The organism is Psychrobacter sp. P2G3, from assembly GCF_001593285.1.
Lineage (GTDB): Bacteria > Pseudomonadota > Gammaproteobacteria > Pseudomonadales > Moraxellaceae > Psychrobacter.
In genome coordinates this window covers 2,554,551-2,578,320 of record NZ_CP012529.1, presented here as the reverse complement: position 1 = coordinate 2,578,320, position 23,770 = coordinate 2,554,551, and the positions used below count along the sequence as shown (strand labels likewise).

The 23,770-nt window shown below is 44.2% G+C and carries 24 protein-coding genes; 23 read left to right on the top strand and 1 reads right to left on the bottom strand.

All coding sequences use genetic code 11. The features are described from left to right. Nucleotides 1-25 precede the first annotated feature (25 nt). The 9 genes from AK823_RS10465 to modB all read left to right on the top strand — a co-directional run bounded on the left by AK823_RS10465 (nucleotide 26) and on the right by modB (nucleotide 8,502). Nucleotides 26-1,225, top strand: a complete 1,200-nt coding sequence (locus AK823_RS10465; protein ID WP_068328994.1) for a globin domain-containing protein — start codon at nucleotides 26-28, stop codon at nucleotides 1,223-1,225. 321 nt (nucleotides 1,226-1,546) lie between these two features. Further along, nucleotides 1,547-2,611, top strand: a complete 1,065-nt coding sequence (locus AK823_RS10460; RefSeq protein WP_082785702.1) for a peptidylprolyl isomerase — start codon at nucleotides 1,547-1,549, stop codon at nucleotides 2,609-2,611. Nucleotides 2,612-2,677: 66 nt separating this feature from the next. Then, on the top strand, nucleotides 2,678-3,973 hold the full coding sequence (gene glp / locus AK823_RS10455; protein WP_068328992.1) for a gephyrin-like molybdotransferase Glp: 1,296 nt from the start codon (nucleotides 2,678-2,680) through the stop codon (nucleotides 3,971-3,973). 224 nt (nucleotides 3,974-4,197) lie between these two features. Continuing rightward, the gene (moaA, locus tag AK823_RS10450; RefSeq protein WP_068328989.1) at nucleotides 4,198-5,295 is read left to right on the top strand and encodes a GTP 3',8-cyclase MoaA; all 1,098 of its coding nucleotides are present in this window, start codon (nucleotides 4,198-4,200) and stop codon (nucleotides 5,293-5,295) included. Nucleotides 5,296-5,404: 109 nt separating this feature from the next. Beyond that, nucleotides 5,405-5,935 carry a molybdenum cofactor biosynthesis protein B gene (gene moaB, locus AK823_RS10445; protein WP_068328896.1) on the top strand — a complete coding sequence of 177 codons (531 nt, stop codon included), beginning with the start codon at nucleotides 5,405-5,407 and terminating at the stop codon, nucleotides 5,933-5,935. Nucleotides 5,936-6,086: 151 nt separating this feature from the next. Next, nucleotides 6,087-6,608: a cyclic pyranopterin monophosphate synthase MoaC gene (gene moaC / locus AK823_RS10440; RefSeq protein ID WP_068328985.1), complete on the top strand. Its 522-nt coding sequence runs from the start codon at nucleotides 6,087-6,089 to the stop codon at nucleotides 6,606-6,608. A 151-nt stretch (nucleotides 6,609-6,759) separates the two neighbouring features. Continuing rightward, nucleotides 6,760-7,059 carry a MoaD/ThiS family protein gene (locus tag AK823_RS10435; protein WP_068328983.1) on the top strand — a complete coding sequence of 100 codons (300 nt, stop codon included), beginning with the start codon at nucleotides 6,760-6,762 and terminating at the stop codon, nucleotides 7,057-7,059. A 179-nt stretch (nucleotides 7,060-7,238) separates the two neighbouring features. After that, complete coding sequence (locus AK823_RS10430; protein ID WP_068037210.1) at nucleotides 7,239-7,730, top strand: molybdenum cofactor biosynthesis protein MoaE; 492 nt, start codon at nucleotides 7,239-7,241, stop codon at nucleotides 7,728-7,730. 73 nt (nucleotides 7,731-7,803) lie between these two features. Continuing rightward, a complete protein-coding gene (modB, locus tag AK823_RS10425; RefSeq protein WP_068328978.1) occupies nucleotides 7,804-8,502 on the top strand; it encodes a molybdate ABC transporter permease subunit in 699 nt (232 codons plus the stop codon). A 56-nt stretch (nucleotides 8,503-8,558) separates the two neighbouring features. Here the strand turns inward: modB and AK823_RS10420 are convergent, their stop codons facing one another. Then, the gene (locus tag AK823_RS10420; RefSeq protein ID WP_068328977.1) at nucleotides 8,559-9,038 is read right to left on the bottom strand and encodes a hemerythrin domain-containing protein; all 480 of its coding nucleotides are present in this window, start codon (nucleotides 9,036-9,038) and stop codon (nucleotides 8,559-8,561) included. 349 nt (nucleotides 9,039-9,387) lie between these two features. Here AK823_RS10420 and AK823_RS10415 point away from each other — a divergent pair, with 349 nt between their 5' ends. From AK823_RS10415 to ureG, 14 genes are all read left to right on the top strand, one after another. Continuing rightward, on the top strand, nucleotides 9,388-9,732 hold the full coding sequence (locus tag AK823_RS10415; RefSeq protein ID WP_068328974.1) for a multidrug efflux SMR transporter: 345 nt from the start codon (nucleotides 9,388-9,390) through the stop codon (nucleotides 9,730-9,732). A gap of 1 nt (nucleotide 9,733) precedes the next feature. Then, on the top strand, nucleotides 9,734-10,306 hold the full coding sequence (locus tag AK823_RS10410) for a TetR/AcrR family transcriptional regulator (RefSeq protein ID WP_068328972.1): 573 nt from the start codon (nucleotides 9,734-9,736) through the stop codon (nucleotides 10,304-10,306). Between the two features lie 100 nt (nucleotides 10,307-10,406). Continuing rightward, the gene (locus AK823_RS10405; protein ID WP_068325289.1) at nucleotides 10,407-11,057 is read left to right on the top strand and encodes an IS1595 family transposase; all 651 of its coding nucleotides are present in this window, start codon (nucleotides 10,407-10,409) and stop codon (nucleotides 11,055-11,057) included. Nucleotides 11,058-11,163: 106 nt separating this feature from the next. Beyond that, a complete protein-coding gene (gene betB / locus AK823_RS10400; RefSeq protein WP_068328970.1) occupies nucleotides 11,164-12,678 on the top strand; it encodes a betaine-aldehyde dehydrogenase in 1,515 nt (504 codons plus the stop codon). Nucleotides 12,679-12,794: 116 nt separating this feature from the next. After that, a complete protein-coding gene (betA, locus tag AK823_RS10395; protein WP_068328968.1) occupies nucleotides 12,795-14,495 on the top strand; it encodes a choline dehydrogenase in 1,701 nt (566 codons plus the stop codon). Nucleotides 14,496-14,790: 295 nt separating this feature from the next. Next, entirely contained in the window at nucleotides 14,791-16,836 is a 2,046-nt protein-coding gene (gene betT, locus AK823_RS10390) for a choline BCCT transporter BetT (RefSeq protein ID WP_068328966.1), read from the top strand. Between the two features lie 345 nt (nucleotides 16,837-17,181). Then, on the top strand, nucleotides 17,182-17,670 hold the full coding sequence (locus tag AK823_RS10385; protein WP_068328964.1) for a M48 family metallopeptidase: 489 nt from the start codon (nucleotides 17,182-17,184) through the stop codon (nucleotides 17,668-17,670). Nucleotides 17,671-18,217: 547 nt separating this feature from the next. Further along, on the top strand, nucleotides 18,218-19,126 hold the full coding sequence (locus tag AK823_RS10380; protein WP_068328962.1) for an urease accessory protein UreD: 909 nt from the start codon (nucleotides 18,218-18,220) through the stop codon (nucleotides 19,124-19,126). A 176-nt stretch (nucleotides 19,127-19,302) separates the two neighbouring features. Continuing rightward, nucleotides 19,303-19,605, top strand: a complete 303-nt coding sequence (ureA, locus tag AK823_RS10375) for an urease subunit gamma (RefSeq protein WP_068328960.1) — start codon at nucleotides 19,303-19,305, stop codon at nucleotides 19,603-19,605. A gap of 11 nt (nucleotides 19,606-19,616) precedes the next feature. Beyond that, nucleotides 19,617-19,976 (top strand): urease subunit beta, encoded by a 360-nt coding sequence (locus AK823_RS10370; RefSeq protein WP_068328958.1) that lies wholly within the window; start codon nucleotides 19,617-19,619, stop codon nucleotides 19,974-19,976. Further along, a complete protein-coding gene (ureC, locus tag AK823_RS10365; RefSeq protein WP_068328956.1) occupies nucleotides 19,973-21,676 on the top strand; it encodes an urease subunit alpha in 1,704 nt (567 codons plus the stop codon). Before AK823_RS10370 ends, ureC begins: the two co-directional genes overlap by 4 nt. A 21-nt stretch (nucleotides 21,677-21,697) precedes the next feature. Continuing rightward, nucleotides 21,698-22,258, top strand: coding sequence for an urease accessory protein UreE (gene ureE, locus AK823_RS10360; protein ID WP_068328954.1), 561 nt, complete (start codon nucleotides 21,698-21,700; stop codon nucleotides 22,256-22,258). Further along, nucleotides 22,233-22,955 (top strand): urease accessory UreF family protein, encoded by a 723-nt coding sequence (locus AK823_RS10355; RefSeq protein ID WP_228138850.1) that lies wholly within the window; start codon nucleotides 22,233-22,235, stop codon nucleotides 22,953-22,955. Before ureE ends, AK823_RS10355 begins: the two co-directional genes overlap by 26 nt. Nucleotides 22,956-23,038: 83 nt before the next feature. Further along, on the top strand, nucleotides 23,039-23,677 hold the full coding sequence (ureG, locus tag AK823_RS10350) for an urease accessory protein UreG (RefSeq protein WP_068328950.1): 639 nt from the start codon (nucleotides 23,039-23,041) through the stop codon (nucleotides 23,675-23,677). Nucleotides 23,678-23,770 lie beyond the last annotated feature (93 nt).

The window sequence follows — 23,770 nt, the reverse complement described above, 5'->3', positions numbered from 1 at the left end:
ACCAATACTCACTAAGGAAAATATAATGGCTTCACCAAAGACATTAGAAATCGTAAAAGCAACCGTACCTGTACTCGAAGAGCATGGCACCGCGATTACCACCCTGTTCTATCAGAACATGTTCAAAGAGCATCCTGAACTGTTAGACATTTTTAACGAGACCAATCAAAAGCTGGGTCGGCAACAGACTGCACTGGCGACCACGGTTTTAGCCGCTGCCAAACATCTTGAAAACTTAGCAATCTTGCTACCGCAAGTGACACAAATCAGTCATAAGCATCGCGCCTTACAAATCCTGCCAGAGCATTATCCTATCGTGGGTAAGCATCTACTTGGGGCGATAAAAGAAGTGCTAGGAGAGGCGGCTAATGATGACATCATCGACGCTTGGACTGAAGCTTATGATGAGATTGCTGGCGTCTTTATTCAGCTAGAAAAAAACATGTATGAACAAGAGATGTGGGAAGGTTTTGCTTCTTTTAAAGTTGTTGAAAAGGTAGCCGCAGCCATCGATATCTCAGCCTTTACTGTCGTTCCAGTTAATGACAATTCAGAAAACAGCCAAGATATTGACCTGAGTAAGCTTAACCTAACTGCCGGTCAATATATTACGGTAAAAACCGATCCTGAAGATAGTGATCATGTAGCCCTGCGTCATTATTCTTTATATTCAACTAATACCGATAAAGGTATTCATTTTGCCGTCAGACGGGACAATCGTGACGGCCATTATGGTTTGGTTTCTAACCATTTACATGATGAAGTAGAGGTTGGCGATACTATTTTATTATCTGCACCTGCTGGCGACTTTGAGCTCAACCAAGATCTAGTGCAGCAAAACGATATTCCATTAGTACTGATGAGTGCTGGTGTCGGAGTTACACCTATCTTATCGATGTTAGAGGCGCAAGTGACGGCGAACCCAGAGAGACCTATCATTTGGGTATATGCTTGCCAGAACCAAGAGCACCACGCCTTTGATACTGAGGTCAATAAACTTTTAGAATCAGCGGCAAACGTTGAAAAACATATTTTCTATTTTGACTCTGGACAAATACTTGATGAAGCGTGGCTTGCTACGTTGCCAGAGCCAGCAGATATTTATGTGTGCGGTTCAATGCCATTTATGGAAAGTATGATTGATGGGCTGATGAAGCTCGATCATGGGGTAGATAATGTTCATTACGAGCCGTTCGGTCCTAAAATGAGCTTAGAGCTGTCTTAATCATAAAAATAGAGCGGCACTTAGAGGGCTTATTAAAAAGCTAGGTTGCGTGATAATTAAGATTTTAAGTGCTGCTTTATTTTATACATTTTTATCCCACTCTCAACTATTTAACTATGTTGGCGTAGGCTGTGGCTTTAGCCCAGATTAGAGTTTTGCAAAAGTAAAATGCTGGGCTAAAGCCACAGCCTACGATAGTCCATACTGAGTTCAGAGTGGGATATATTTATTTTAAATCAAAGTCTGAATAATATTTTTAAATTGCCTATGTTGTTTTTTATATTATTTTCTATTATATGAATTATTAGTGGAGTACCAGCCATGAATGTCAGTACCTATAACCCAGCCGACTATGTTAATAATAATGTTAATAGTGATGCTAACAGCAACGTTAATAGTAAAGTTAACAGTGACAATCATGCTGCTAATACTTCAAATGTCGCTAATAATATTCCTATGAGTAATGGCGATGATATCGTTCGTATGATGCCAACCTTGACTGATCTTCAAAAGCCCCATTCTGATCAAGAGTTCATTGAAAGAGCTATGTCAGAAGAGCGTAGCAACCACAAAAATCTGATTGCCTCTAGCCGCGACGAGCTACCGTCGGTGCTGGTCAACGGTGTGATGATTGATAGAACCGCTATCGCGCAAGAGCTACAGTATCATCCAGCAGAAGACAAAGAAGACGCTGTATTCTTAGCGACCCAAGCTTTGGTAGTGCGTGAATTATTAAAGCTTGCCGTGTTGAATGAACCTAGCCTAGGTGAGCCGGCATGGACAAAAGATGAAGAACAAGCAATCTCTGAGTTGATAGATAAAAACGTCCAAGCGACGATACCTGATATGGAGACCTGCGAGCGTTACTATCAGCAAAATATGCAAGATTTTATGACCGACCCGATTATGTCCGTTCGTCATATCTTATTGGCGTGTTTGCCAGAAGATGGTGATGAGAGACTAAAGCTCAAAAAGAGCGCTTACGAATTTATTGAACAAATTAAAAATAACTCAAATCCTAATGCTGAGTTTATTCAATTAGCTCGGCAATATTCTGCTTGCCCTTCAAAAGAGCAGGACGGTGAGTTAGGTATCATCAGTAAAGGCCAAACTGTACCAGAATTTGAAAGCACGTTATTCAAATTAGATGCAGGACTGGCACCTAGTCCTATCGAAAGCAGATATGGTTTTCATATCGTCGACGTAATGGATAAGCAACCAGGCATACAAATGACTTATGAGCAAGTAAGCCCTGCTATACACAATAAGTTGAGCCAGCGAGCCTTTCATCAGTCACTGTGCGACTATCTGTTTACCTTAGCAGATGAAGCAGACATAGAAGGGATTGAGATGACGCTTGAGCAAGAAAACGTCTTTCGAGGCTAATTAACTACTTTTAAGTGTCTCTTTTGAGATGCGAATGCTTACGGTTAATAAAAAGAGTGTACGCTTATGATTACTATCGAAGAGTTGCAGTCAGCGATAAAGCAGCGAGTCAATAACTACAATCAAAACGACTGGCCGCTATCTAAAAGGTCAGTGAGTAGCTGCGCTCTGTTAGACAGCCGTAATCAGATATTGGCTGAATATATTATTTCATCATTTGCTGTGCCGAGACAGAATCTATCGGCGATGGATGGCTACGCTATTGCCCATAATAGTGATCTTCCAAAAGGCATGATCATTGAGATCATTGGCGAGTCGCAAGCAGGCGCTCCTTACACAGGTAAGCTCAAAAAGGGCCAAGGCGTTCGTATCTTTACCGGCGCAGTCGTACCGGATAGTTGCGATACCGTCATCATGCAAGAAAACACCAATTTTGCTTATATCAAAGATAACATTGATAAAACCCAGCCTTACGATATTATTTTATCAAAAGCGGCAGACGTAGATGCCAATATCCGCAAGCAAGGGGAGGAGATACAGCAGAATGAGCTGGTCTTACAACAGTGCAAACGCATTAATCCTGCCGATATCAGCTTACTTGCCAATTTAGGCATTAGCACAGTAAAAGTGTTTAAACCACTCACTGTCGGACTGCTGGCGACTGGTGACGAGCTTGTCGCACTTGGTGATAAGCTAAAAAATTTAGCGCAAATATACAACTCCAATACGCCGACCCTGAAAAGTCTATTAGACTCTTTACCTATCGTTATTAACGACTATGGCATTGTCCCTGATGATATGGCTCAGACTACTAAAGTCATTCATAAAGCCATGAAAAAGTGTGATGTGTTAATTTCTACTGCTGGCGTATCGGTGGGTGATTATGATTTTTTGACCACAGTGATTGAGCAGCTTGGGCAAATTAACCATTATAAAGTAGCGATGAAGCCCGGCAAACCTTTCGTGTTTGGCGAACTAACAAAAAACGTTGATAAACCTGTTTTATACTTTGGCCTACCCGGTAATCCGTTATCCACGGTAGTAGGAGCGTTGCAATTTGTGATTCCAGCATTGTGGCAAATGTCAGGCGCTAGCTTGTCAGAGCAACCCATGCAACTGAACGTTAAAGCCACACTAATGAATGACATTACAAAATCAGTCGGACGTGTTGACTTTCAGCGCGGGGTACTAACGCAAGGTGAGGCGGGTAATTACCAAGTTGAATGTTTCTCAAATCAGCAGTCGCATAGAATCAAACAGCTTAGCCGTGCTAACTGCTTTATCGTGTTAGAAAAAGACAGCGGCAATGTAGCAGCGGGTAATACTGTGACGGTGCAATCTTTTCCTTGGTTGCATAGCTAGAAGTTAGAAATCCGTTATTAAAAACCCTGTTATTAAAAAACTTATCATTAAACAACCTTAAGCAACTTAGCGTCTACTACTTTAGTGGTAGACTTCAGGTTACTTAGGGTTATTTTGTATTTGCGCTTTATTTGTCATAATAAGCTTTAAACAGAACTTTTCCTATTCACAACCTGAGGCAACGCTTAGAGCACACAACATATTCAATATTACGGTAATTACCTATGAACTATCTCGCCCCAACTATAGAGAGTGTATCTCTTTATACGCCCCATGCTCCTGATGGGTACGCACCTATTTCGCCTGCTGTTCCATCAACCTCTTTTGCAAATCCTGATATAGTTACGCAGCCTCTAACCGATGGCTTCTCTCGTCGTCTGACTTACTTGCGTCTGTCCATCACCGACTTCTGCAACTTTCGCTGTGAATACTGTCTACCCAATGGCTACCAAGGCAAGCGCCCTGATGACGAGCTCAGCATCCCTGAAATTGCCACGCTTATTCGCGGTTTTGCCCAAGTTGGTACTAAAAAGGTCAGAATCACAGGCGGTGAACCCTCCATTCGCCGCGACGTCGTTGAGATTATTCAAACCATTAAACAAACCGAAGGCATAGAAACCGTTGCCATGACCAGTAACGGTTATAAGCTTGGTAAACACCTAGCCAGTTGGCAAGCTGCTGGATTGAATCAGCTCAATATTAGTATGGATAGCTTTGATGCCGCTACCTTTCATAAAATGACAGGCTTTAATACCTTACCGCAACTGCTCGTCGATATGGATACACTGCTCCAAACCACGGATATCAAACTTAAGATAAACAGTGTGCTTATGGCAGAGACCGCTTTTGAGAATCTAGTCACCGCCATCGACTATGTCAAAGACAGACCTGTCACTTACCGCTTTATTGAATTTATGCAAACCAGTGATAACAGCGATTTGTTCTTTGCCCAGCATGCCCATTCTGACACCATCATCGACTATCTTATAGAGCATGGCTGGCAACCTCACGAGCGTGGTAGTAGCGATGGTCCAGCAGTAGAGTATAGTCATCCAGACTATTTAGGACGTATTGGCATGATAGCCCCTTACGCTGAACATTTCTGTGATACCTGTAATCGTCTGCGAGTCAGTAGTCAAGGCCGTGTACATCTGTGTTTATTTGACCAAGGCAACTACGATATCAGAGATCATCTACAACAGAATGATGTGCAAGGTTTAGTTGATACCTTACATCGCTTTATGCCAATCAAACCTGAACATCATCATTTGCATGAATCCAATAGCGGCATCATGCATAATCTATCGATTATCGGTGGTTAGGTTGTCGGATTTATAGGTTAGTCTGATTTATATTTTTTTATCTCTAATAATAAGAAGTTAATCATTATTCTTTTAACGACTTAGTTTTACATCTATTAAGGAAACCTTTATGAGCAAGCCCGCTGCCGAGTTTATCCCCCTTAACATTGCTATTCTAACCGTCTCTGACAGTCGTACGCTGGCAGAAGATACCTCAGGGCAGTATCTAGCAGATAGCTTGACCGAAGCAGGTCATACCTTAGCTGATCGCAAGCTCATTACCGATGACATCTATCAGATTCGAGCCGTTATTAGTAATTGGATAGCCGAACCAAAAGTCCATGCCGTGATTACCACAGGCGGTACCGGTTTTTATATCAGAGACAGCATGCCAGAGGCGGTGAGTGTGTTGTTTGATAAATCGATTGATGGCTTTGGTGAGATGTTCCGTCTGATCTCAAAAGATGAGATTGGCATGTCAACAGTACAGTCGAGAGCCGTAGCAGGTATGGCGAATGGTACGGGGGTTTTCTGCTTACCGGGCTCATCAGGCGCATGTCGCACCGGTTGGGAGAATATCTTAAAAGAGCAGTTTGATAGCCGTACGCGTCCTTGCAATTTTGTGCCGCACTTTATGCGTACTAATCCTAGTCATGATTGAGTTATGACCAAATTATGATTAGGTTATGACTAAATTATAAAACAGATTTTGGTTAATAATTGATTGCCGCCAAAGCGATAATTTAAACATCTAAGACGGTCTAATAGTTAACTAATAAAACAAAGAGATCGTTTGATAAAGAGAGTATGTAATGCGTGCTACTGCCCAAAAAGCTAACCAAGCTGCTGTGAGCCAATCTGCCTTATCGCATTTAGACCGTGACGGCGACATTACCATGGTGGATGTCAGTGGCAAGACCGCCACAACACGAGAAGCCAACGCGGTTGGACAAGTGCGTTTTCCCAGCGAGATTTATCAACAAATTAAAGCTGCTGATGGCATGACCAAAAAGGGTAGCATTACTCAGACGGCTCATATCGCAGGCATCATGGCCGCCAAGCGCACCCACGATTTGATCCCGCTATGTCATCCACTACCATTAGATAAAATTGGTTTAACCTTTGAATATGATGATGCGCTGAATAGTATTATCGTCAGCGGCACTGTAAAAGTCACCCATAAGACAGGGGTTGAGATGGAAGCGCTAACGGCTGTGAGCATTGCTTGCCTGACCATCTATGACATGACTAAAGCCATATCGCATGATATCGTGATTGATAACGTGCGTTTAGTGAAAAAAACGGGCGGCAAATCAGATTATAGTCATGCTTAGAGTTTTACAAGAGCAAAATGCTGGGCTAAAGTCACAGTCTACGCTACCATATTGAAATAGTCGAAAGTGAGATGTTTGAAGGACTTTCCTAGCTTTCTGGTGTTTAGAAAGCACCCTACGACAGAATAGTTTGACAAGAATGGAGAATATTATGAGTACTATTGAGTTAGAAACCAAAGCCGAAGTAGAGACTAACTTTGATGCCACCATGAATATCAACGTCCTATACTTTGCTAGTCTAGCGGATGAGGCCAACTGCCAACAAGAAACCGTCAGCGTTCAGCATTCGACTTCATTGACTGAGTTGTATCAGCAGCTTAGCCAAAAGCATCGTTTTAGCCGTCCGCAGTCAGAGCTGCGTGTGGCGGTGAATGATTACTTTGCTAAATGGACAGATCAGATCAATGATAGTGACAGTGTGGTGTTTATCACCCCAGTCGCTGGTGGTTGAGTAAGAACTTTATAGAATATAGCTGATACACTTTCAAAGAAATGTAGCGCTACTGGTATAAATTTTACTTGCGTGCTGTGCCTACGCCGACAGAGGCGGCGCAAAATCCATTCCAGTAGCGCTTTTGAATTTAAATAACAGTTTTATTTTCAGCTGACTATAACTTATAGAGATACCACATGACAGACAACGTCCATAGCCACTCAATGACCATTAAGCGTAGCGTCGATGAAGTATACCAATTAGCTGAACGTGATGGCTTTGCTTTATTAGATATTGCTATCGATGAAGACAGACTTAAAAATACCCTTGATAATGATAGTTGCGGTGCTTTTGTATGCTTTGAAGGTCGCGTCCGCAATCATAATAATGCCACCAGTGTTGAGCGCTTAACTTATTATGGTTATGAAGACTTAGCGCTCAATCAAGGCCGAGCTATTATCGAAGAGGCCAAACAGCGTTTTGAGATTACCCATGCTATTGCTATTCATCGTATTGGCGCATTAGAGATAGGCGATGTGGCGGTATGGGTGGGGGTTGTTTCTGCGCATCGTTATCCAGCTTTTGACGCTTGCCGATGGATACTCGACACCATCAAAGCGGACATCCCAGTGTGGAAGCAGGAATATTATGAGGATGACTCTTCTAAGTGGCTGAGTAATAATGGGTAGGCAAAATTGATCAATGATAAACTGGTGAACATAATCTAATTCTAACTAACCAACGGCAACGAGCAATGACATCATGATAGCCCCATCCCTAATGTCAGACATGCTCAGTCCGTTCTTAGTCAGCATCAAACTTGCTGCTGTCACCACCTTATGTCTATTACTCTTTGCCACACCTGTGGCTTATTGGCTCGCTAAGCCGAGTCGTGGGCAAATGATTGCACGTCTTAAAGTTATACTTATGGGCATTATCGCCATGCCACTCGTATTACCCCCTACCGTCATTGGTTTTTACTTATTACTCCTGCTAAGCCCTAGCATGGGTATTGGTAAATGGCTGAGCGAACACCACATCAGCCCCTTAATATTTACCTTTGAAGGTCTAGTCATCGGCTCCATTATTTATTCCTTACCCTTCTATATCCAACCTGTCTATGCCCAATTTTTACGCATACCGCAAAGCGTGATGGAGATGGCGCACTTATTAGAGCCCAGCCGTCTAAGACGTTTTGTTAGAGTCGCCCTACCACAAGCAAAGGTGGGTATTATTCTTGGCAGCCTCATTAGCTTTGCTCATACTATTGGCGAATTTGGGGTAGTGCTCATGATAGGCGGCGGTATCTCCGGCGAGACCAAAGTGGTATCCATCGCAATCTACGAGCAAGTCGAAGCGCTCAATTACGAAGCGGCGCACCTGATGTCAGGTATTCTTATCGTTGTAGGCATGATTATGGTGGCGCTGATTGCCAGTGTGAATAGGTTGAATCAGCGTTGATCACAAGTTTGAATCAGCGTTGATGAATTGCTTTTACAACCTAATCACTATTCGATTTAGCGACTTTCATTTGAGCGCTTAATACTGTCTGGACTCGCCTCATAAATCACATCCAACTCATCCTCTGTTAGATATTTTTCAACGACAGGGAAGAGCTCACGTTCTTCAAAACGCACATGGTCATATAGCAGGTTAGCAAGTTGTCTAACTTGCTGCACAGTGACGGTATCACTTTTATTTTCTTCAGATGCTTCTATGTCTGCTGTTAGTTCATGCAACAGTTTATGCTGCGTAGTCAATGTATCGAGTACGGATGCGACCTTAGGCTGAGTAGATTGATGAGGTAGTAAAGCTGCAACGATTAGATTATCTTCAATTTGGAAATGATGACGCATATCGCTCATATAAGAGGACAGCGCTTGCCAATGTTCAGCGATCTGCTCAGGATTATCAGCGCATTCTTTGGCGTGGCGTCCTATATGTAGACCGAGGTGATGTTGACGTGATAGGGGCTGTAGTTGATTGGTACGTTTCATAGTTAGATACCTTAATCATTGGTTGTTGATCATTAGTTATTAATCATTAATCCTAAACAAATCGAAAGATTCTCATTCATCATTTTTGCGCAACGTACTTTATATTTAATTATATATTCAATCCTATATCCAACTATATACTAATCTGGCTCTTATTAGAGACGAGATGTTAAGTTGATGCATTTGACTATCTATAAATGGTAAGGATACAAACCAGCCCTTCACATTGCTAGAATATTTCTATACAATACCGACCGTATGGTTTCTTTACTGTGTAGTTCATCAGTTTATTCTTACTAACTCATGCTTAATCAAGAAGATATGCTTGATTTGAACAGGTATCCTAAATATGAGTCCTATCGCTATTGCCTACGGTTACCTAGCCATTGCCATCATTTGTGAAGTGATTGGCACGACCTTTTTAGTAAAGTCAGAGCAGTTTACGCGTTTGGTGCCGACCCTGATTATGGGCGTGCTTTATGCCATCTCATTTTATTTGTTGACCCAAACCATCAAGACCATACCGCTTGGTATTGCTTATGCATTGTGGGGTGGACTGGGCATCGTTTTGACCTCGCTCGTTGGCATCGTGTTATTTAAGCAAAGCCTTGATACAGCAGCGGTGGTGGGCATTGCTATGATTGTTGGCGGTGTCATTGTAATGAACTTACTGTCTAATTCTGTGGTGCACTGATATGGAAACAGAAAACGCTTATAAACGTAAAAAACAGCCAGAAGTAGTCCGTCGTGCGCTGCTAGATCAGGCAGCACGAATCACATTAGAGCAAGGGCTATCTAAAGTGACCTTTCAAGCCGTTGCTGATGCGGTCGGGGTGACCAAAGGTGGCGTGATGCATCACTTTACCACTAAGAATGCGCTCATCCTTGAAGTTTTTCATGACGCCATGGCCAAGTTTGAGGCAGAAGTGAATCAAGCTATGGCGAGAGACCCTGTGCGTTATGGCTCTTTTACCCGCGCTTATATCGATGCCACGATTAGCTTAGGCGAAAAAGGGCAGGAAGAGTTTGATAATCAAGCCACTTTATATGTGTTGATGCTAGGTGATAGCGAGCTGCGTGAGTTGTGGGCTGCGTGGTCGAATGAGCAATTGGAAAAGCATAAAGCAACCGATAATACCGAAACGCTATGCATGGTGCGTTTGGTCGCTGATGGGATTTGGCTCTCTGATTTTTCAGGAATTAATATATCGGACAAAAAATCATTACGCGCGCGTTTGATAAAAATGACGCAACCTGAGAATGATTAAAACGCCGCTCTCAAATAACTCAAGAAAGAAACCTTAAGAAAGAACCATATAAAATTTTATGGGGCTGTCCTAGATAAGTAAAATAATCTAGGATAGTCATATGAGAAAGAGTAGATTAAGTTGGTACAAACAAACTAAGCTTATCGAACTATTTGTTGCCGGTTCTACCGCAAGAACAGCAGCAAGCTTAGTGGGTGTTAATAAAACAACAGCCAGCTATTACTTTCACAGGCTAAGACTACTGATTTATGAAAATAGTCAGGAACCTGGCCTTCTAGAAGGCGAAATAGAAGTTGATGAGAGCTACTTTGGCGGCAGACGCAAAGGCAAACGTGGTCGCGGTGCTGGTAACAAAGTTCCTGTTTTTGGACTGCTTAAGCGCAATGGTAGCGTCTATGCTTGTATCATCCCTAATGCCAGAGCTGATACCTTAATCCCTATTATAAGAGAGAAAGTAAAGCCTGATAGTATCGTTTACACAGACTCCTTTAGAAGTTACAACGCACTTGATGTCAGTGAGTTTACCCATTACCGCATTAACCATTCAAAAGAGTTTGTACAAGACAGTAATCATATTAACGGAATAGAGAACTTTTGGAGTCAAGCAAAGCGTCATATGCGTAAATATAATGGCATCCCAAAAGAGCATTTCCATCTGTTTTTAAAGGAATGTGAGTGGCGTTTTAACTACAGTGATCCGAAACGTCAATTACGTCAGCTAAAACAATGGGTTAAAAAGGAACTGAACTAGTTATCTAGGACAGCCCCAATTTTATTTTTTAAAACTTAAACAATGACGAAATTATTCGGTATTAACTTTTTTACAAAGCTTTTGCCAATCGTCGACAGGAGAACTCATGACAGATTCAAAGACAAACCTAAATAACTTAACAGACATTATCGATTTAGAACAAGTACAAACCGCCTATATTAATGGTCGTTATCTGGCTGTCGATGACTCGTTAACTACTTTTGAAGATATTAATCCAGCGACGGGTAAAGTGCTGGCAACCATTCAGCAAACGACTGCTGAGCAGATTAATGAAGCCGTTATTGCGGCGCAAAAAGGTCAAAAAGTTTGGGCAGCGATGACGCCAGTTGAACGTAGTCGTATTCTATTAAACGCAGTAGCCATACTGCGCGAACGCAATGATGTGCTGGCGTTACTTGAGACCAAAGACACAGGTAAAGCTTACTCTGAGACCAAATATGTCGATATCGTCACTGGTGCCGATGTCATTGAGTATTATGCAGGTCTTGCACCGATGATTGAAGGTCGTCAGATTCCGCTGCGTGATACCAGCTTTGTCTATACCCGTCAGGAGCCACTTGGCGTGGTCGCCGGAATTGGCGCGTGGAATTATCCGATTCAAATCGCGATGTGGAAGGCTGCACCAGCATTAGCCGCTGGTAATGCGATGATTTTTAAACCATCAGAAGTTACACCATTAACCGCCCTAAAACTGGCGGAAATATTTACCGAAGCGGGCTTACCAGATGGCGTCTTTAACGTCGTGCAAGGTAATTACGAAGTTGGCGAAGCATTAACCCAGCATCCTGATATTGCCAAAGTATCGTTTACTGGCGGTGTGCCGACTGGTAAAAAAGTCATGTCGAGCGCGGCATCATCGTCTCTTAAAGATGTGACCTTAGAGCTTGGTGGTAAGTCGCCATTAATCATATTTGATGATGCCGATATCGATACCGCTGCTGACATCGCGATGATGGCGAACTTCTATAGCAGTGGTCAGGTCTGTACCAATGGCACGCGCGTGTTTATTCCTAAAGCGTTACAAACCAAATTTGAAGAGGCTATTTTAACGCGTGTTGAGCGTATTAAGCTTGGCGATCCAATGGATGAGAATATCAATATGGGTCCAATGGTCAGCTTTACGCATATGGAAAGAGTGCTTGGCTATATCGAGCAAGGTAAAAAGGGTGGCGCGCGTCTATTGACTGGCGGCGAACGTATCACGTCAGGCGAACTTGCCAATGGCGCGTTTGTCGCACCGACTGTGTTTACGGATTGCAGCGATGATATGACTATCGTACGTGAGGAAATCTTTGGCCCAGTGATGTCGATATTGACTTATGAGACCGAAGAAGAAGTCATTCGCCGTGCCAATGATACCGAGTACGGCTTGGCAGCAGGGGTGGTAACCGCTGATTTGACTCGCGCACATCGAGTGATCGGTCAGATTGAAGCCGGTATTTGCTGGCTAAATACTTGGGGTGAATCACCTGCGCAAATGCCAGTTGGTGGTTATAAGCATTCGGGTATTGGCCGTGAGAATGGCATTGAAGCTCTTGAGCACTATACACAGACCAAATCTATTCAAGTAGAGTTGGGCGCGTTTGAGTCTGTATTTTAATAATTTGTATTGAGAAGATTCTTAATCAGTAAGATTGATTCATTTGGGCTAATTTGTCCTTTTGATTCAATCTTACTGATATTAAATGATTTATTTTCAATATTATGGAGCATTTTATGACAACAACCACACCTGAGTATGACTACATCATTGTTGGCGCAGGCTCAGCAGGAAATGTGCTGGCTACGCGTTTGACGGAAGATGCCAACATTAAGGTGTTGCTGTTAGAAGCTGGTCGTCCAGACCATCGCTTAGACTTTCGCACCCAGATGCCAGCGGCGCTCGCCATGCCGTTGCAAGGGACGACTTATAACTGGGGATACAAAACCGATCCCGAGCCGAATATGAATAATCGCGTGATGGACTGCGGTCGCGGTAAAGGGCTTGGTGGCTCATCGTTGATTAACGGTATGTGCTATATCCGTGGCAATGCGCTCGATTTTGACGATTGGGCGAAAATCAAAGGCTTAGAAGATTGGACTTATTCAGACTGTCTGCCTTACTTTAAAAAGCTAGAAAACTGCGACGCTGGCGAAAACGATTATCATGGCGTGGGTGGTCCGGTTGAGATGACCACTTCAAAGCCTGGAGTCAATCCGCTGTTTGAAGCGATGATTGAAGCGGGCGTGCAAGCTGGCTATCCAAGCACAGATGACCTAAATGGCTATCAGCAAGAAGGATTTGGGCCAATGGATCGCTTTGTGACACCTAATGGTCGCCGCGCATCAACGGCGCGTGGTTATCTTGACCGTGCCAAACCGCGTAGCAATATCACCATTTTGACTGGCGCATTGACTGATGTGATTCTCTTTGATGGCAAACGTGCCGTAGGCGTTAAAGTAGAACATCAAGGTCAAACTAAAAATTTTTACGCATCTCGTGAAGTGATTGTTTCATCGGGCGCGATTGCCACACCGCAACTATTGCAGCGCTCTGGCATTGGACCTGGCCAATGGCTTAAAGATGTAGGCGTGACTGAGGTTTTAGATTTGCCGGGTGTCGGTAATAATCTACAAGACCATTTAGAGCTGTATATGCAGTACGAATGTAAGCTACCAGTCTCAATTGCGCCTGCCAATAAATGGTGGAATAAGCCCGCGATTGGTGCTGAATGGTTGTTTATGGGTACTGGTCTTGGCGCGTCTAATCAATTCGAAGGCGGCGGCTTTATCCGTACCGATGAGAAATTTACGCATCCTAATATTCAGTATCATTTCTTACCGTTAGCGGTGCGTTACGATGGCCGCAGTGCAGTGAACTCTCATAGTTTCCAAGCACACGTAGGTTCATTGCGCTCTCCAAGTCGTGGCCGCGTCAAGCTGACCTCGAAAGATCCAAGCGCGCATCCAAGTATCTTATTTAACTATATGTCTCATGATCAGGACTGGCAAGAGTTCCGCGCTGCGATGCGTATCACTCGTGAGATTATGCATCAGCCAGCGCTTGATCCTTATCGTGGACGTGCTATTGCGCCGACCGATGATTTGGTGACCGATGCTCAGTTGGATGAATATGTACGTAACCACAGTGAGACGGCTTATCATCCTTCTTGTACTTGTCCAATGGGCGAAGGTAATGATTCGGTGGTCAATGGAGAAGGGCTAGTGCACGGTATTAGTGGCTTGCGAGTCGTTGATGCGTCTATCATGCCAAATATAATTAGTGGTAATCTTAACGCGACCACGATTATGCTCGCCGAAAAAATCGTTGATAAAATGCGCGGTGTGCAGCTGCCACGCTCAACGGTAGATTATTATGTCGCCAATGGCGCACCGCTAAGAGCGGAGCCGATGCGCGATTACAGCTCTGTTGGATAAACGACTGTATAAGCTATTGGATAATAAATAATATAAGACGATTTCAAGTAAGAAGGCCTTTCACAGTAAAGGTCTTTTTTATCAGCGCTCATGTTAAGCAGATGAAGCCTTTATAGCTGCCTCTGTTTATCGTTTGCTTTGCTATTTTTCTAACAGTTTAAAGGTAGCAAATTTTATTCATTGGTACTGCTTTGTGCGTCATGCGGTTATTTATATTTCATGCGGTTATCAGTCATAAGGTTATGACGGACAAAGCAATATCAGACCCTGTTTAATTTACCTATTGAGGTCTTTTATGTACAGCTCGCCATCAAAAGATGCGACGAAACCCCTGACTCTAAATAAGACGGTTTTTTTAGGTTCAGCTATTATTTCTATTTTATTAATCATCTGGACGATTGCGTTTCCAGATTATAGTGAGGCATTATTAAGCTCAAGTATGGCATGGGTATCAGAGAGTTTTGGCTGGTATTACATGTTGGTAGTTGCCGCTTATAGTATATTTGCATTATTTGTTGGCTTCTCCAAGTATGGTGATATCAAGCTTGGTCAAGATCATGAAAAAGCTCAGTTTCCCTTTTTAGCGTGGGCCGCGATGCTGTTCTCTGCTGGTATCGGCATTGATTTATTGTTCTTTGGTGCGTCTGAGCCGTTGATGCATTATCTAACGCCGCATACGGGGCTCGAGCCTGCCAGTGAGGCGGCCATGCGTGAAGCACTTGCGCAGACTTTTTTACATTGGGGTCTACATGGCTGGGGCATTTATGCGCTAATCGGGATGGCATTGGCGTACTTTGCTTATCGTAAAAACATGCCGTTAGCCTTACGTTCACCACTGACGCCTATCTTTGGTGAGCGCTTAATTAAAGGCTGGCTGGGTGATGGCATTGATACCTTTGGCGTCGTCTGTACGCTGATGGGTATTGCGACCAGCTTAGGCATTGGGGTATTACAGGCCAATGCTGGATTGACCCATGTCTTTGGTATTGAATCCAGTAAAATGGTACAGACTTTCATCATTGTGGGCGTGGTTGCTGCCGCAGCTATCTCTGCGATGACCGGTGTTGAAAAAGGCGTACGCCGTTTATCCGAATTCAACATGCTATCTTCGATATTGCTATTAATCGCGATATTAGTGATGGGTAATACGGTTTATCTATTGAATACCTTTACCCAAAGTATTGGTCAATATTTCCAAACCATTATTTATAAAACCTTTGATGTGTATGCCTATGACGGTACTGCTGGTGCCGATTGGAAATCAGGCTGGACGATATTTTTCTGGGCATGGTGGGTCGCTTGGGCACCTTTTGTAGGCTTGTTTATCGCGCGTATTAGCCGTGGTCGTACCCTGCGTGAGTTTGTGTTCGGCGTGATGTTTATCCCACTTGGTTTCATTTTTGCATGGTTCTCTATCTTTGGCAATTCAGCGATAGACTTGGTCGCCAATGGGGCAACCGAGCTTGGTGAAATTGCTGTTAATGATGCAGCGATGGGCATGTTTGCCTTGTTTGAGTATTTTCCTTACAGTGATGTTTTGTCGTTCGCTGGCGTGGTTATCGGGCTAGTATTCTTTGTGACTTCAGCTGACTCAGGCGCTTTAGTATTGGCGAATCTAAGCTCAAGAGGCATGACCAATGATACCGACGCACCAGTTTGGTTGCGTCTGTTTTGGGCAGCGGCAACGGGTTTGATTACTTTGGGTCTACTGTTCGCTGGTGGCTTTGCGTCATTACAGTCAGTATCTGTGATAGCCGGCTTGCCTTTCTCACTTATCCTTGTGCTCTATATGATGGCTATGTGGAAGTCATTAAAAGAAGAGGGCAATAAACGCAAAGCCAGTACGGTTGGCACCGCAAACGTGCTTGATAGCGGTAAGAGCTGGAAAGCGCGTTTACAACGTATTGTTAGCTTCCCTGGACATGCGCAAGTTGAACGGTTTTTGCAAAATGTGGTCAGACCTGCAATGACTGAAGTTGAAAATGAACTTAAAGCTGGCGGTCTAAAAACGTCTTTGGATATCCGTAACCCTGCACATATCGGGCAAGATATAGATGAAGGCATGGATGAGAGTAGCGGTCAAATAGATGGTCTAAAATTACGAGTTGGACATGGTGATGAAGATGACTTTATTTATGAAGTTAATTTGATTAAAGCTGAGCGTCCTAATTTCACGCTCAATACCTCAACCAAGCACGCAGAGTACTATTATCGTGCTGAGGTATTCTTAAGTGATGGCTCGCAAGAGTATGACTTGGTTGGCTACTCTAAAGAGCAAGTATTGGTCGATATCTTAAATCAGTACGAGCGCCATTTGCAGTATCTACATTTAGAGCGTTAACTGATTCATTGGCAATCTATTGTAGTATTGCGTGACAATGATATTAAGTAATAGGTTTTAAATGTTCAAATAAAAATATCGTAAGAGGTGACCCCATAAGTTAAATGCAGCTTATGGGGTTTTTTATTGAAAAAAATAAACAGGGATAGAGTAAAATCTATACAGACAAGTTCTAAAGTCTAGTCAGTGAAAATTAATATCGATACATCACATACTGCTGGTATAATTTTTTTTGCTTGCTGTGCCTACGCAGACAGAGGCTGCAAAAAACTTATACCAGCAGTACCGTAATATTTTTAAGGTGTTTTGACTAGGACATACCCTATATAAGCAAAGGATAAATTTGTGACCACACTCAAGTACATCGCTCATTACTCTGAGCAAATTCAAACCCAAGCGGCACTGCTCATTAGTGATGGTAGGCTAGGAGAGTACCTAGAAAACAAGTACCCTAATCAGCACCAAGTACAAAGCGATAAAGCACTTTATCAATACATAAATGACATAAAAAACCAATCTATGCGCAAGATTGGTCAGTTATCGAACGTCAGTTACAGTAGCAAGTTAAAAGTCCTCAAGCATGCGCTGGGCATTCATACTACCCAGTCTCGTGTACAAGGCAGTAAGCTAAAATCGCATAACAGTATTACGGTAGCGAGCTTGTTTCAGGAAGCACCACCTGAGTTTTTACGCATGATTGTCGTGCATGAATTGGCACATTTTAAAGAGCATGAGCATAATAAGGCTTTTTATCAATTGTGCTGTCACATGGAGCCAGATTATCATCAGTTTGAGTTGGACACACGCTTGTGGTTACATTGGCGAGAGCTGTGATTTGGCTAATGATATTAAGCTAGAAGTCTGATAATACTTAGATTCAACCATAGTTTGTCCTTCGCTAAATTCCGATTATTATCTTGACAAGCCTTGGTTAATAACCTATAAGAGTTATAGAGTATAGGTGTTTTCTCATAAGTGTTCTTTTCAAGTCCTGAGTGACCAAAACCAATATTCATATCAAGGGATATAATCTACTACCCTGACATTTAATCGAATCTACCTGTACTAATTAGTTTTACAATTTCTAGGCAATTAATGCCCATATATTGACATTCATTGACGGCTAATGTATTCAATCCCCTATAAAAGAGTAACAGCGTTAACCTCGCTTGAAGTATCACATAACCATCTGCACTCGGTTGCCTTGACTCTCTTTTAAATTGAATCAACTATAAGCCAGTATTGTCAACCTGACCTCACCCGCGCACGTGAATATTTTGCTCATTTTGCTATTTTAAGTTGATTGCCTGTCTAACAGGAGGATTGACTAACGATTCAGCGATGTGTGTCGCGCTGGGCCTATAAAAAGGTGTTTGACGGAATGACGACTTTATCTCATAAATCTACAGTACAACAGACTGCTACAGAATCAGGACACCAATTTGATGCCAACCGTCATTGGGCGGCATTTTTAACGTTGGGATTTGGTGCTCACGCTGAAGCTGAGACTAGCATTACCCGCATGAATATAGCCCGCCATTATGGTCCCTTGCGTGTCCAAAGACCGTTCTATCCTGAAGGACGCGATGGTTGCTGTCACGTTTATCTGCTGCATCCGCCTGGTGGTATTGCTAGTGGCGATGCGCTCAATATAGATGTCACCGTGGCGACAAACGCCCATACTTTATTAACGACGCCTGCTGCCAATAAGCTTTACAAAGCCGATAGTAATGGCGTTGCTTGGAACCAGCACACCCATCTAAAAATCGCTAATGACGCTACTTTAGAATGGCTACCGCAAGAAACGCTCGCTTTTGACGGCTCTCGCGGCGAGCAGACCATCATCATTGATTTAGAAGATAACGCTAAATGCTTGGGGTGGGAGATTCTCGGTCTTGGCCGTCCTGCCAGCAAGCTCCCTTTCGTCAGTGGCCGTCTCGAACAGCGCTTTCATCTCACTCGTAATGGTCGCCCATTATGGATAGAGCGCCAATGCATAGACCCAGATCATCCAAGATTTGCTGGCATGTGGGGGCAGGGCGGTGCCACCGTCCATGCGACGTTATGGGCGGTTGGATTGGACGATCCGCTAGAGACCATCACTGCACTACGTGAGCATATACCCGCTGCCAATCATTGGGCAGTTACCTATCGTCGCGGCGTATTGTTGCTACGCTATTTAGGCGTTGAGCGTAACGAAGCTTGGGATATATTTCAGCAAGCACGAGAAGTGCTGCGTCCGCGATTGACCGGACACAAAGCCATCACACCACGAATTTGGTTGACTTAACGATTGGTGACTGAGCTTTTGCTTAAGTGCTGACAAACGCTTTTATCTGTCTATTTATTGATAACTAGCAACTAATAACTAGTAACTAATAATTAATAACATAAGCCTGCTAATGGCATAGGCTTCCAATAAAACGATAACGATAACGATAACCATAATATAAGAAGGAGTCAGCGATGGAATTAACGCCAAGAGATAAAGATAAGTTGATGTTATTTACGGCAGGGCTACTTGCTGAGCGCCGTAAGGCTAAAGGCCTCAAACTGAATTATCCTGAATCAATAGCGCTGATCAGTTGCGCCATTATGGAAGGCGCGCGTGAAGGCCGTACTGTGGCAGAGATGATGAGTGCGGGACGCGAAATCCTTACCCGAGATGACGTAATGGATGGCATCGCTGAGATGATTGAAAGCCTACAAGTTGAGGCAACCTTTCCCGACGGCACGAAGCTTGTGACCGTTCATAACCCTATTGTCTGAGGAGACTTGCTATGATTCCTGGTGAATATCAGCTAAAGAGCGATGACATTGAGTTATGTGTCGATCGTGAACCTATCACTATCAACGTCGCAAACACGGGTGACCGTCCTATCCAAGTTGGCTCTCACTATCACTTTGCCGAGACCAACGCGGCCTTAGACTTTGACCGTAAAAAAGCTTATGGGCACCGCTTAGCGATTGCGGCAGGTATGGCGATACGTTTTGAGCCGGGTCAACACCGTGATGTCCCCTTGATTCCTTTTTCAGGCTTACGCCATATTTATGGTTTCCGTGGTGAGGTAATGGGTCCCTTAGATCAAGGTCAGGATCAGGGTCAGAACCAAAGCTCAGACTCAGGAGTAACCTTATGAAAATTACTCGCCAAGCTTATGCAGATATGTATGGTCCAACGACCGGCGATAGAATTCGTTTAGGCGATACTGAGCTGTGGATCGAGATAGAAAAAGACTACACGCATTATGGTGAAGAGGTCATGTTCGGTGGTGGCAAGGTGATTCGTGATGGTATGGGTCAAAGTCAGCGCTGCGACGACACCGTGATGGATACCGTCATTACCAATGCTGTCATTATCGACTGGTGGGGCATCGTGAAAGCCGATGTTGGTCTAAAAAATGGCCGCATCGCTGCTATCGGAAAAGCTGGTAACCCTGATACCCAACCTGATGTCGATATTGTCATTGGCCCTGGTACCGAAATTATAGCGGGCGAAGGTCAAATTTTGACGGCGGGCGGTGTGGACACTCATGTGCATTATATTTGTCCGCAGCAGGTTGACGAAGCATTAATGAGTGGCTTGACGACGATGATTGGCGGCGGTACGGGACCAGCGACTGGCTCAATTGCGACAACTCATACGCCCGGCCCTTGGCATCTAGGCAAAATGATGCAAGCCGTGGATGACTTGCCCATTAATATTGGTTTTCTTGGTAAAGGTAGTGCCAGTACTCCTGAAGCGCTGATACAACAAGTAGAAGCGGGGGCGATGAGTCTAAAAATCCATGAAGATTGGGGCGCGACACCAGCCTCTATCAGCAACGCTTTGGATGTGGCCGATCGCTATGATATACAGATTGCCATTCATGCCGATAGCTTAAATGAGTCTGGCTTTGTAGAAGACACGGTAGCCGCGTTCAAAGACCGCTGTATCCATACCTACCACACAGAAGGTGCGGGCGGTGGTCATGCGCCTGATATCATCGTCGCTTGTAGCTTGCCTAATGTCTTGCCATCATCTACCAATCCGACACGCCCTTATACGATTAATACCGTTGATGAGCATCTCGATATGTTGATGGAATGCCATAATCTAGATCCCAGTATTCCAGAAGATGTTGCCTTTGCCGATTCGCGTATCCGCCGTGAGACTATTGCTGCTGAAGACATCCTGCATGATATGGGTGTGATTTCGATGATTTCGTCTGATTCGCAAGCGATGGGTCGTATTGGCGAAGTAGTGTGCCGTACTTGGCAAACTGCGCACAAAATGCGTCTACAACGTGGTCTGTTACCAGAAGATGAAGAACGCGGTACGGATAACTTCCGCGTGAAGCGCTACATTGCCAAATACACTATTAATCCAGCCATCACTCATGGCGTTGGCCATGAAGTCGGTTCTGTTGAAGTGGATAAATTGGCAGATCTCGTATTGTGGAAGCCGGGCTTCTTTGGCGTTAAGCCATCAATTATTCTCAAAGGTGGCATGATAGCTGGCGCTGCTATGGGTGATCCCAATGCGGCTATTTCTACGCCGCAACCTGTGCATTATCGCCGTATGTTTGGTGCGCTTGGTCGTGCCGCTGCCGCAACTCGAATCACTTTTGTTAGTCAAGCAGCTATGAATACCGGATTAGAAGAAAGACTTGGTCTAAAGAGCAGGCTGGTGGCATGTAAAAACGTCCGTCAAATGCGTAAGAGTGATATGAAGCTCAATGACGCCTGCCCAGAGCTGACAGTAGATCCACAAACTTATGAAGTTCGCGCAGATGGCGTGTTATTAACTTGTGAGCCACTGTCAGAATTACCATTAGCCCAACGTTACCATTTGTTTTAAAGCGCTTGTAAGGATATTAATATGCTTGAATTAATAAAGAGAATCGACGGCAGCACTCAGGCCGATGTACACGACACCCTGACTTTACCTTATGAGCTGCGCATACGTGGCCGCTTAAAAGCGGTGACTGATAGCGGCCTTGATGTCGGCTTGTTCCTTGATCGTGGTCCGGTACTGCGTCATGGTGATTTACTACAAGCGAGTAGTGGCGAGATCATCCAAGTATGCGCCGCTGATGAGCCAGTCACTACCGCTTATGTTGAGGGCGGTTTGGCATTGGGACGACTCGGCTATCACTTAGGTAATCGTCATGTATCGCTCGCCCTTGGTAGTGATGCAGATGGGCGTCATTGGGTACGGTTCCCGCCAGATCATGTGTTAGAAGAATTGGCAGTGCTGCTGGGGGCAACCTTGAGTCATCACCAGGCGCCATTCGACCCTGAATCTGGTGCTTATGCGCAAGCTGGCCGTGAACACTCTCATGCCCATGAGCACGCACGCGAACATGCAAATGATCACTCTCACGAACACAATCATGCCCATGGACATTCCCATAATGACAACCATAACCATGCACACTGACGTACAGCCAAACGCAACCAGCGATTTGGCGCTGCTGGGACTGATGCAACTGATTAGCCCTGCATTGCCAATCGGTGCATTCGCTTGGTCGCAAGGCCTAGAGAGTGCATTTGAGCTTGGCTGGGTATGTAATGAGGCACAGCTTGGCGAGTGGTTAGAGGGCGTACTTGACGATGGTATGTCCCGCTGCGAATTACCAGTATTAGCACGCTTGCAAACCTGCTGGGAGAATGGTGACAGTGAAGGTCTTGCCTTTTGGAACGACTGGATACACGCCAATCGTGAGACCGCTGAGCTCAGCGATGAAGACACACGATTGGGTCAAGCATTGATGCGTTTGCTCAATAGTTTAGAGTTGCAACCGCAGACAGCCTTAGGTCATGCCAAGCTACCAGAAGAGCCAGGTTATGTGACCGTTTTTGCTTGGACTGCCCATCAACGACAAGTGCCTGTACGCCAGAGCTTACTAGGCTTTGCTTGGGGCTGGCTGGAAAACCAACTGGCGGTGGCCTGTAAAGCAATGCCATTAGGTCATACCGCTGCGCAACGTTTGAACGAGCAATTGCGCCCGCAACTGGTCGCTGCCATTGATACTGCGCTGGCATTAACTGATGAGCAGTTAGGTCCGATTTTACCGGGGTTAGCACTCGGTAGTGCTCAACATGAAACCCAATATTCAAGATTATTTAGAAGCTGATCGTTTTTATTTTACGAGCGCTTTAATGCTATAACAGCTTCGATTTTATAACCGCTTTGACTAATATATAAGGAAAGATAGCCATGAAACATTGTTTAAGAATAGGTGTCGGTGGGCCAGTTGGTTCTGGCAAAACGGCCTTATTGCGTCAGTTATGTAGCGCCCTAAAAGACCACTATGACATTGCCGTGGTCACCAACGACATCTACACCCGTGAAGATGCTGATTTTTTACTTAAGCACGACGCCTTGCCTGCTGACCGTATTCTTGGTGTGGAAACGGGCGGCTGTCCGCATACGGCTATCCGCGAAGATGCTTCTATGAATCTAGCCGCAATCGATGACTTGCAAACGCGTCATCCTAACTTAGAGCTGGTGTTAGTAGAATCTGGTGGCGATAATTTAGCGGCTACTTTTAGCCCAGAGCTTTCTGATTTAACCCTGTACGTCATCGACGTCGCTGCTGGTGACAAAATCCCTCGTAAAGGCGGCCCGGGTATTACCAAATCAGACTTGCTAATTATCAATAAAATTGACATCGCTGAATATGTACACGCCTCCCTAGATGTGATGGAACGTGACTCCAAAAAAATGCGCGGTGAGCGTCCGTTTATATTCACCAACTTGTATGACGGTGTGGGCGTAGAAGAAATCATTAGCTTTATCTTAAAGCAGGGCATGTTACCTGAGCGTCGTCCTGGAAAGATAAGCGCTGATGCTTAAGAATAAGTGCTTAACTATTAATGCTTAACTGCCAGTGCTGATACGCCTTTATAGTACAAGCAAGATATAAAAAGTAGTTATATACCAGTTAAC

What these genes read in the sequence shown, in the direction of transcription:
- AK823_RS10465 (WP_068328994.1), top strand. Translation starts at nt 26, where the DNA reads ATGGCTTCACCAAAGACATTAGAAATCGTAAAAGCAACCGTACCTGTA.
- AK823_RS10405 (WP_068325289.1), top strand. Translation starts at nt 10,407, where the DNA reads ATGAGAAAGAGTAGATTAAGTTGGTACAAACAAACTAAGCTTATCGAA.
- glp (WP_068328992.1), top strand. Translation starts at nt 2,678, where the DNA reads ATGATTACTATCGAAGAGTTGCAGTCAGCGATAAAGCAGCGAGTCAAT.
- AK823_RS10355 (WP_228138850.1), top strand. Translation starts at nt 22,233, where the DNA reads ATGACAACCATAACCATGCACACTGACGTACAGCCAAACGCAACCAGC.
- ureC (WP_068328956.1), top strand. Translation starts at nt 19,973, where the DNA reads ATGAAAATTACTCGCCAAGCTTATGCAGATATGTATGGTCCAACGACC.
- moaB (WP_068328896.1), top strand. Translation starts at nt 5,405, where the DNA reads ATGAGCAAGCCCGCTGCCGAGTTTATCCCCCTTAACATTGCTATTCTA.
- AK823_RS10380 (WP_068328962.1), top strand. Translation starts at nt 18,218, where the DNA reads ATGACGACTTTATCTCATAAATCTACAGTACAACAGACTGCTACAGAA.
- ureA (WP_068328960.1), top strand. Translation starts at nt 19,303, where the DNA reads ATGGAATTAACGCCAAGAGATAAAGATAAGTTGATGTTATTTACGGCA.
- AK823_RS10435 (WP_068328983.1), top strand. Translation starts at nt 6,760, where the DNA reads ATGAGTACTATTGAGTTAGAAACCAAAGCCGAAGTAGAGACTAACTTT.
- ureE (WP_068328954.1), top strand. Translation starts at nt 21,698, where the DNA reads ATGCTTGAATTAATAAAGAGAATCGACGGCAGCACTCAGGCCGATGTA.
- AK823_RS10410 (WP_068328972.1), top strand. Translation starts at nt 9,734, where the DNA reads ATGGAAACAGAAAACGCTTATAAACGTAAAAAACAGCCAGAAGTAGTC.
- AK823_RS10420 (WP_068328977.1), bottom strand. Translation starts at nt 9,038, where the DNA reads ATGAAACGTACCAATCAACTACAGCCCCTATCACGTCAACATCACCTC.
- AK823_RS10460 (WP_082785702.1), top strand. Translation starts at nt 1,547, where the DNA reads ATGAATGTCAGTACCTATAACCCAGCCGACTATGTTAATAATAATGTT.
- AK823_RS10370 (WP_068328958.1), top strand. Translation starts at nt 19,617, where the DNA reads ATGATTCCTGGTGAATATCAGCTAAAGAGCGATGACATTGAGTTATGT.
- moaC (WP_068328985.1), top strand. Translation starts at nt 6,087, where the DNA reads ATGCGTGCTACTGCCCAAAAAGCTAACCAAGCTGCTGTGAGCCAATCT.
- ureG (WP_068328950.1), top strand. Translation starts at nt 23,039, where the DNA reads ATGAAACATTGTTTAAGAATAGGTGTCGGTGGGCCAGTTGGTTCTGGC.
- modB (WP_068328978.1), top strand. Translation starts at nt 7,804, where the DNA reads ATGATAGCCCCATCCCTAATGTCAGACATGCTCAGTCCGTTCTTAGTC.
- AK823_RS10430 (WP_068037210.1), top strand. Translation starts at nt 7,239, where the DNA reads ATGACAGACAACGTCCATAGCCACTCAATGACCATTAAGCGTAGCGTC.
- moaA (WP_068328989.1), top strand. Translation starts at nt 4,198, where the DNA reads ATGAACTATCTCGCCCCAACTATAGAGAGTGTATCTCTTTATACGCCC.
- AK823_RS10415 (WP_068328974.1), top strand. Translation starts at nt 9,388, where the DNA reads ATGAGTCCTATCGCTATTGCCTACGGTTACCTAGCCATTGCCATCATT.
- betT (WP_068328966.1), top strand. Translation starts at nt 14,791, where the DNA reads ATGTACAGCTCGCCATCAAAAGATGCGACGAAACCCCTGACTCTAAAT.
- betA (WP_068328968.1), top strand. Translation starts at nt 12,795, where the DNA reads ATGACAACAACCACACCTGAGTATGACTACATCATTGTTGGCGCAGGC.
- betB (WP_068328970.1), top strand. Translation starts at nt 11,164, where the DNA reads ATGACAGATTCAAAGACAAACCTAAATAACTTAACAGACATTATCGAT.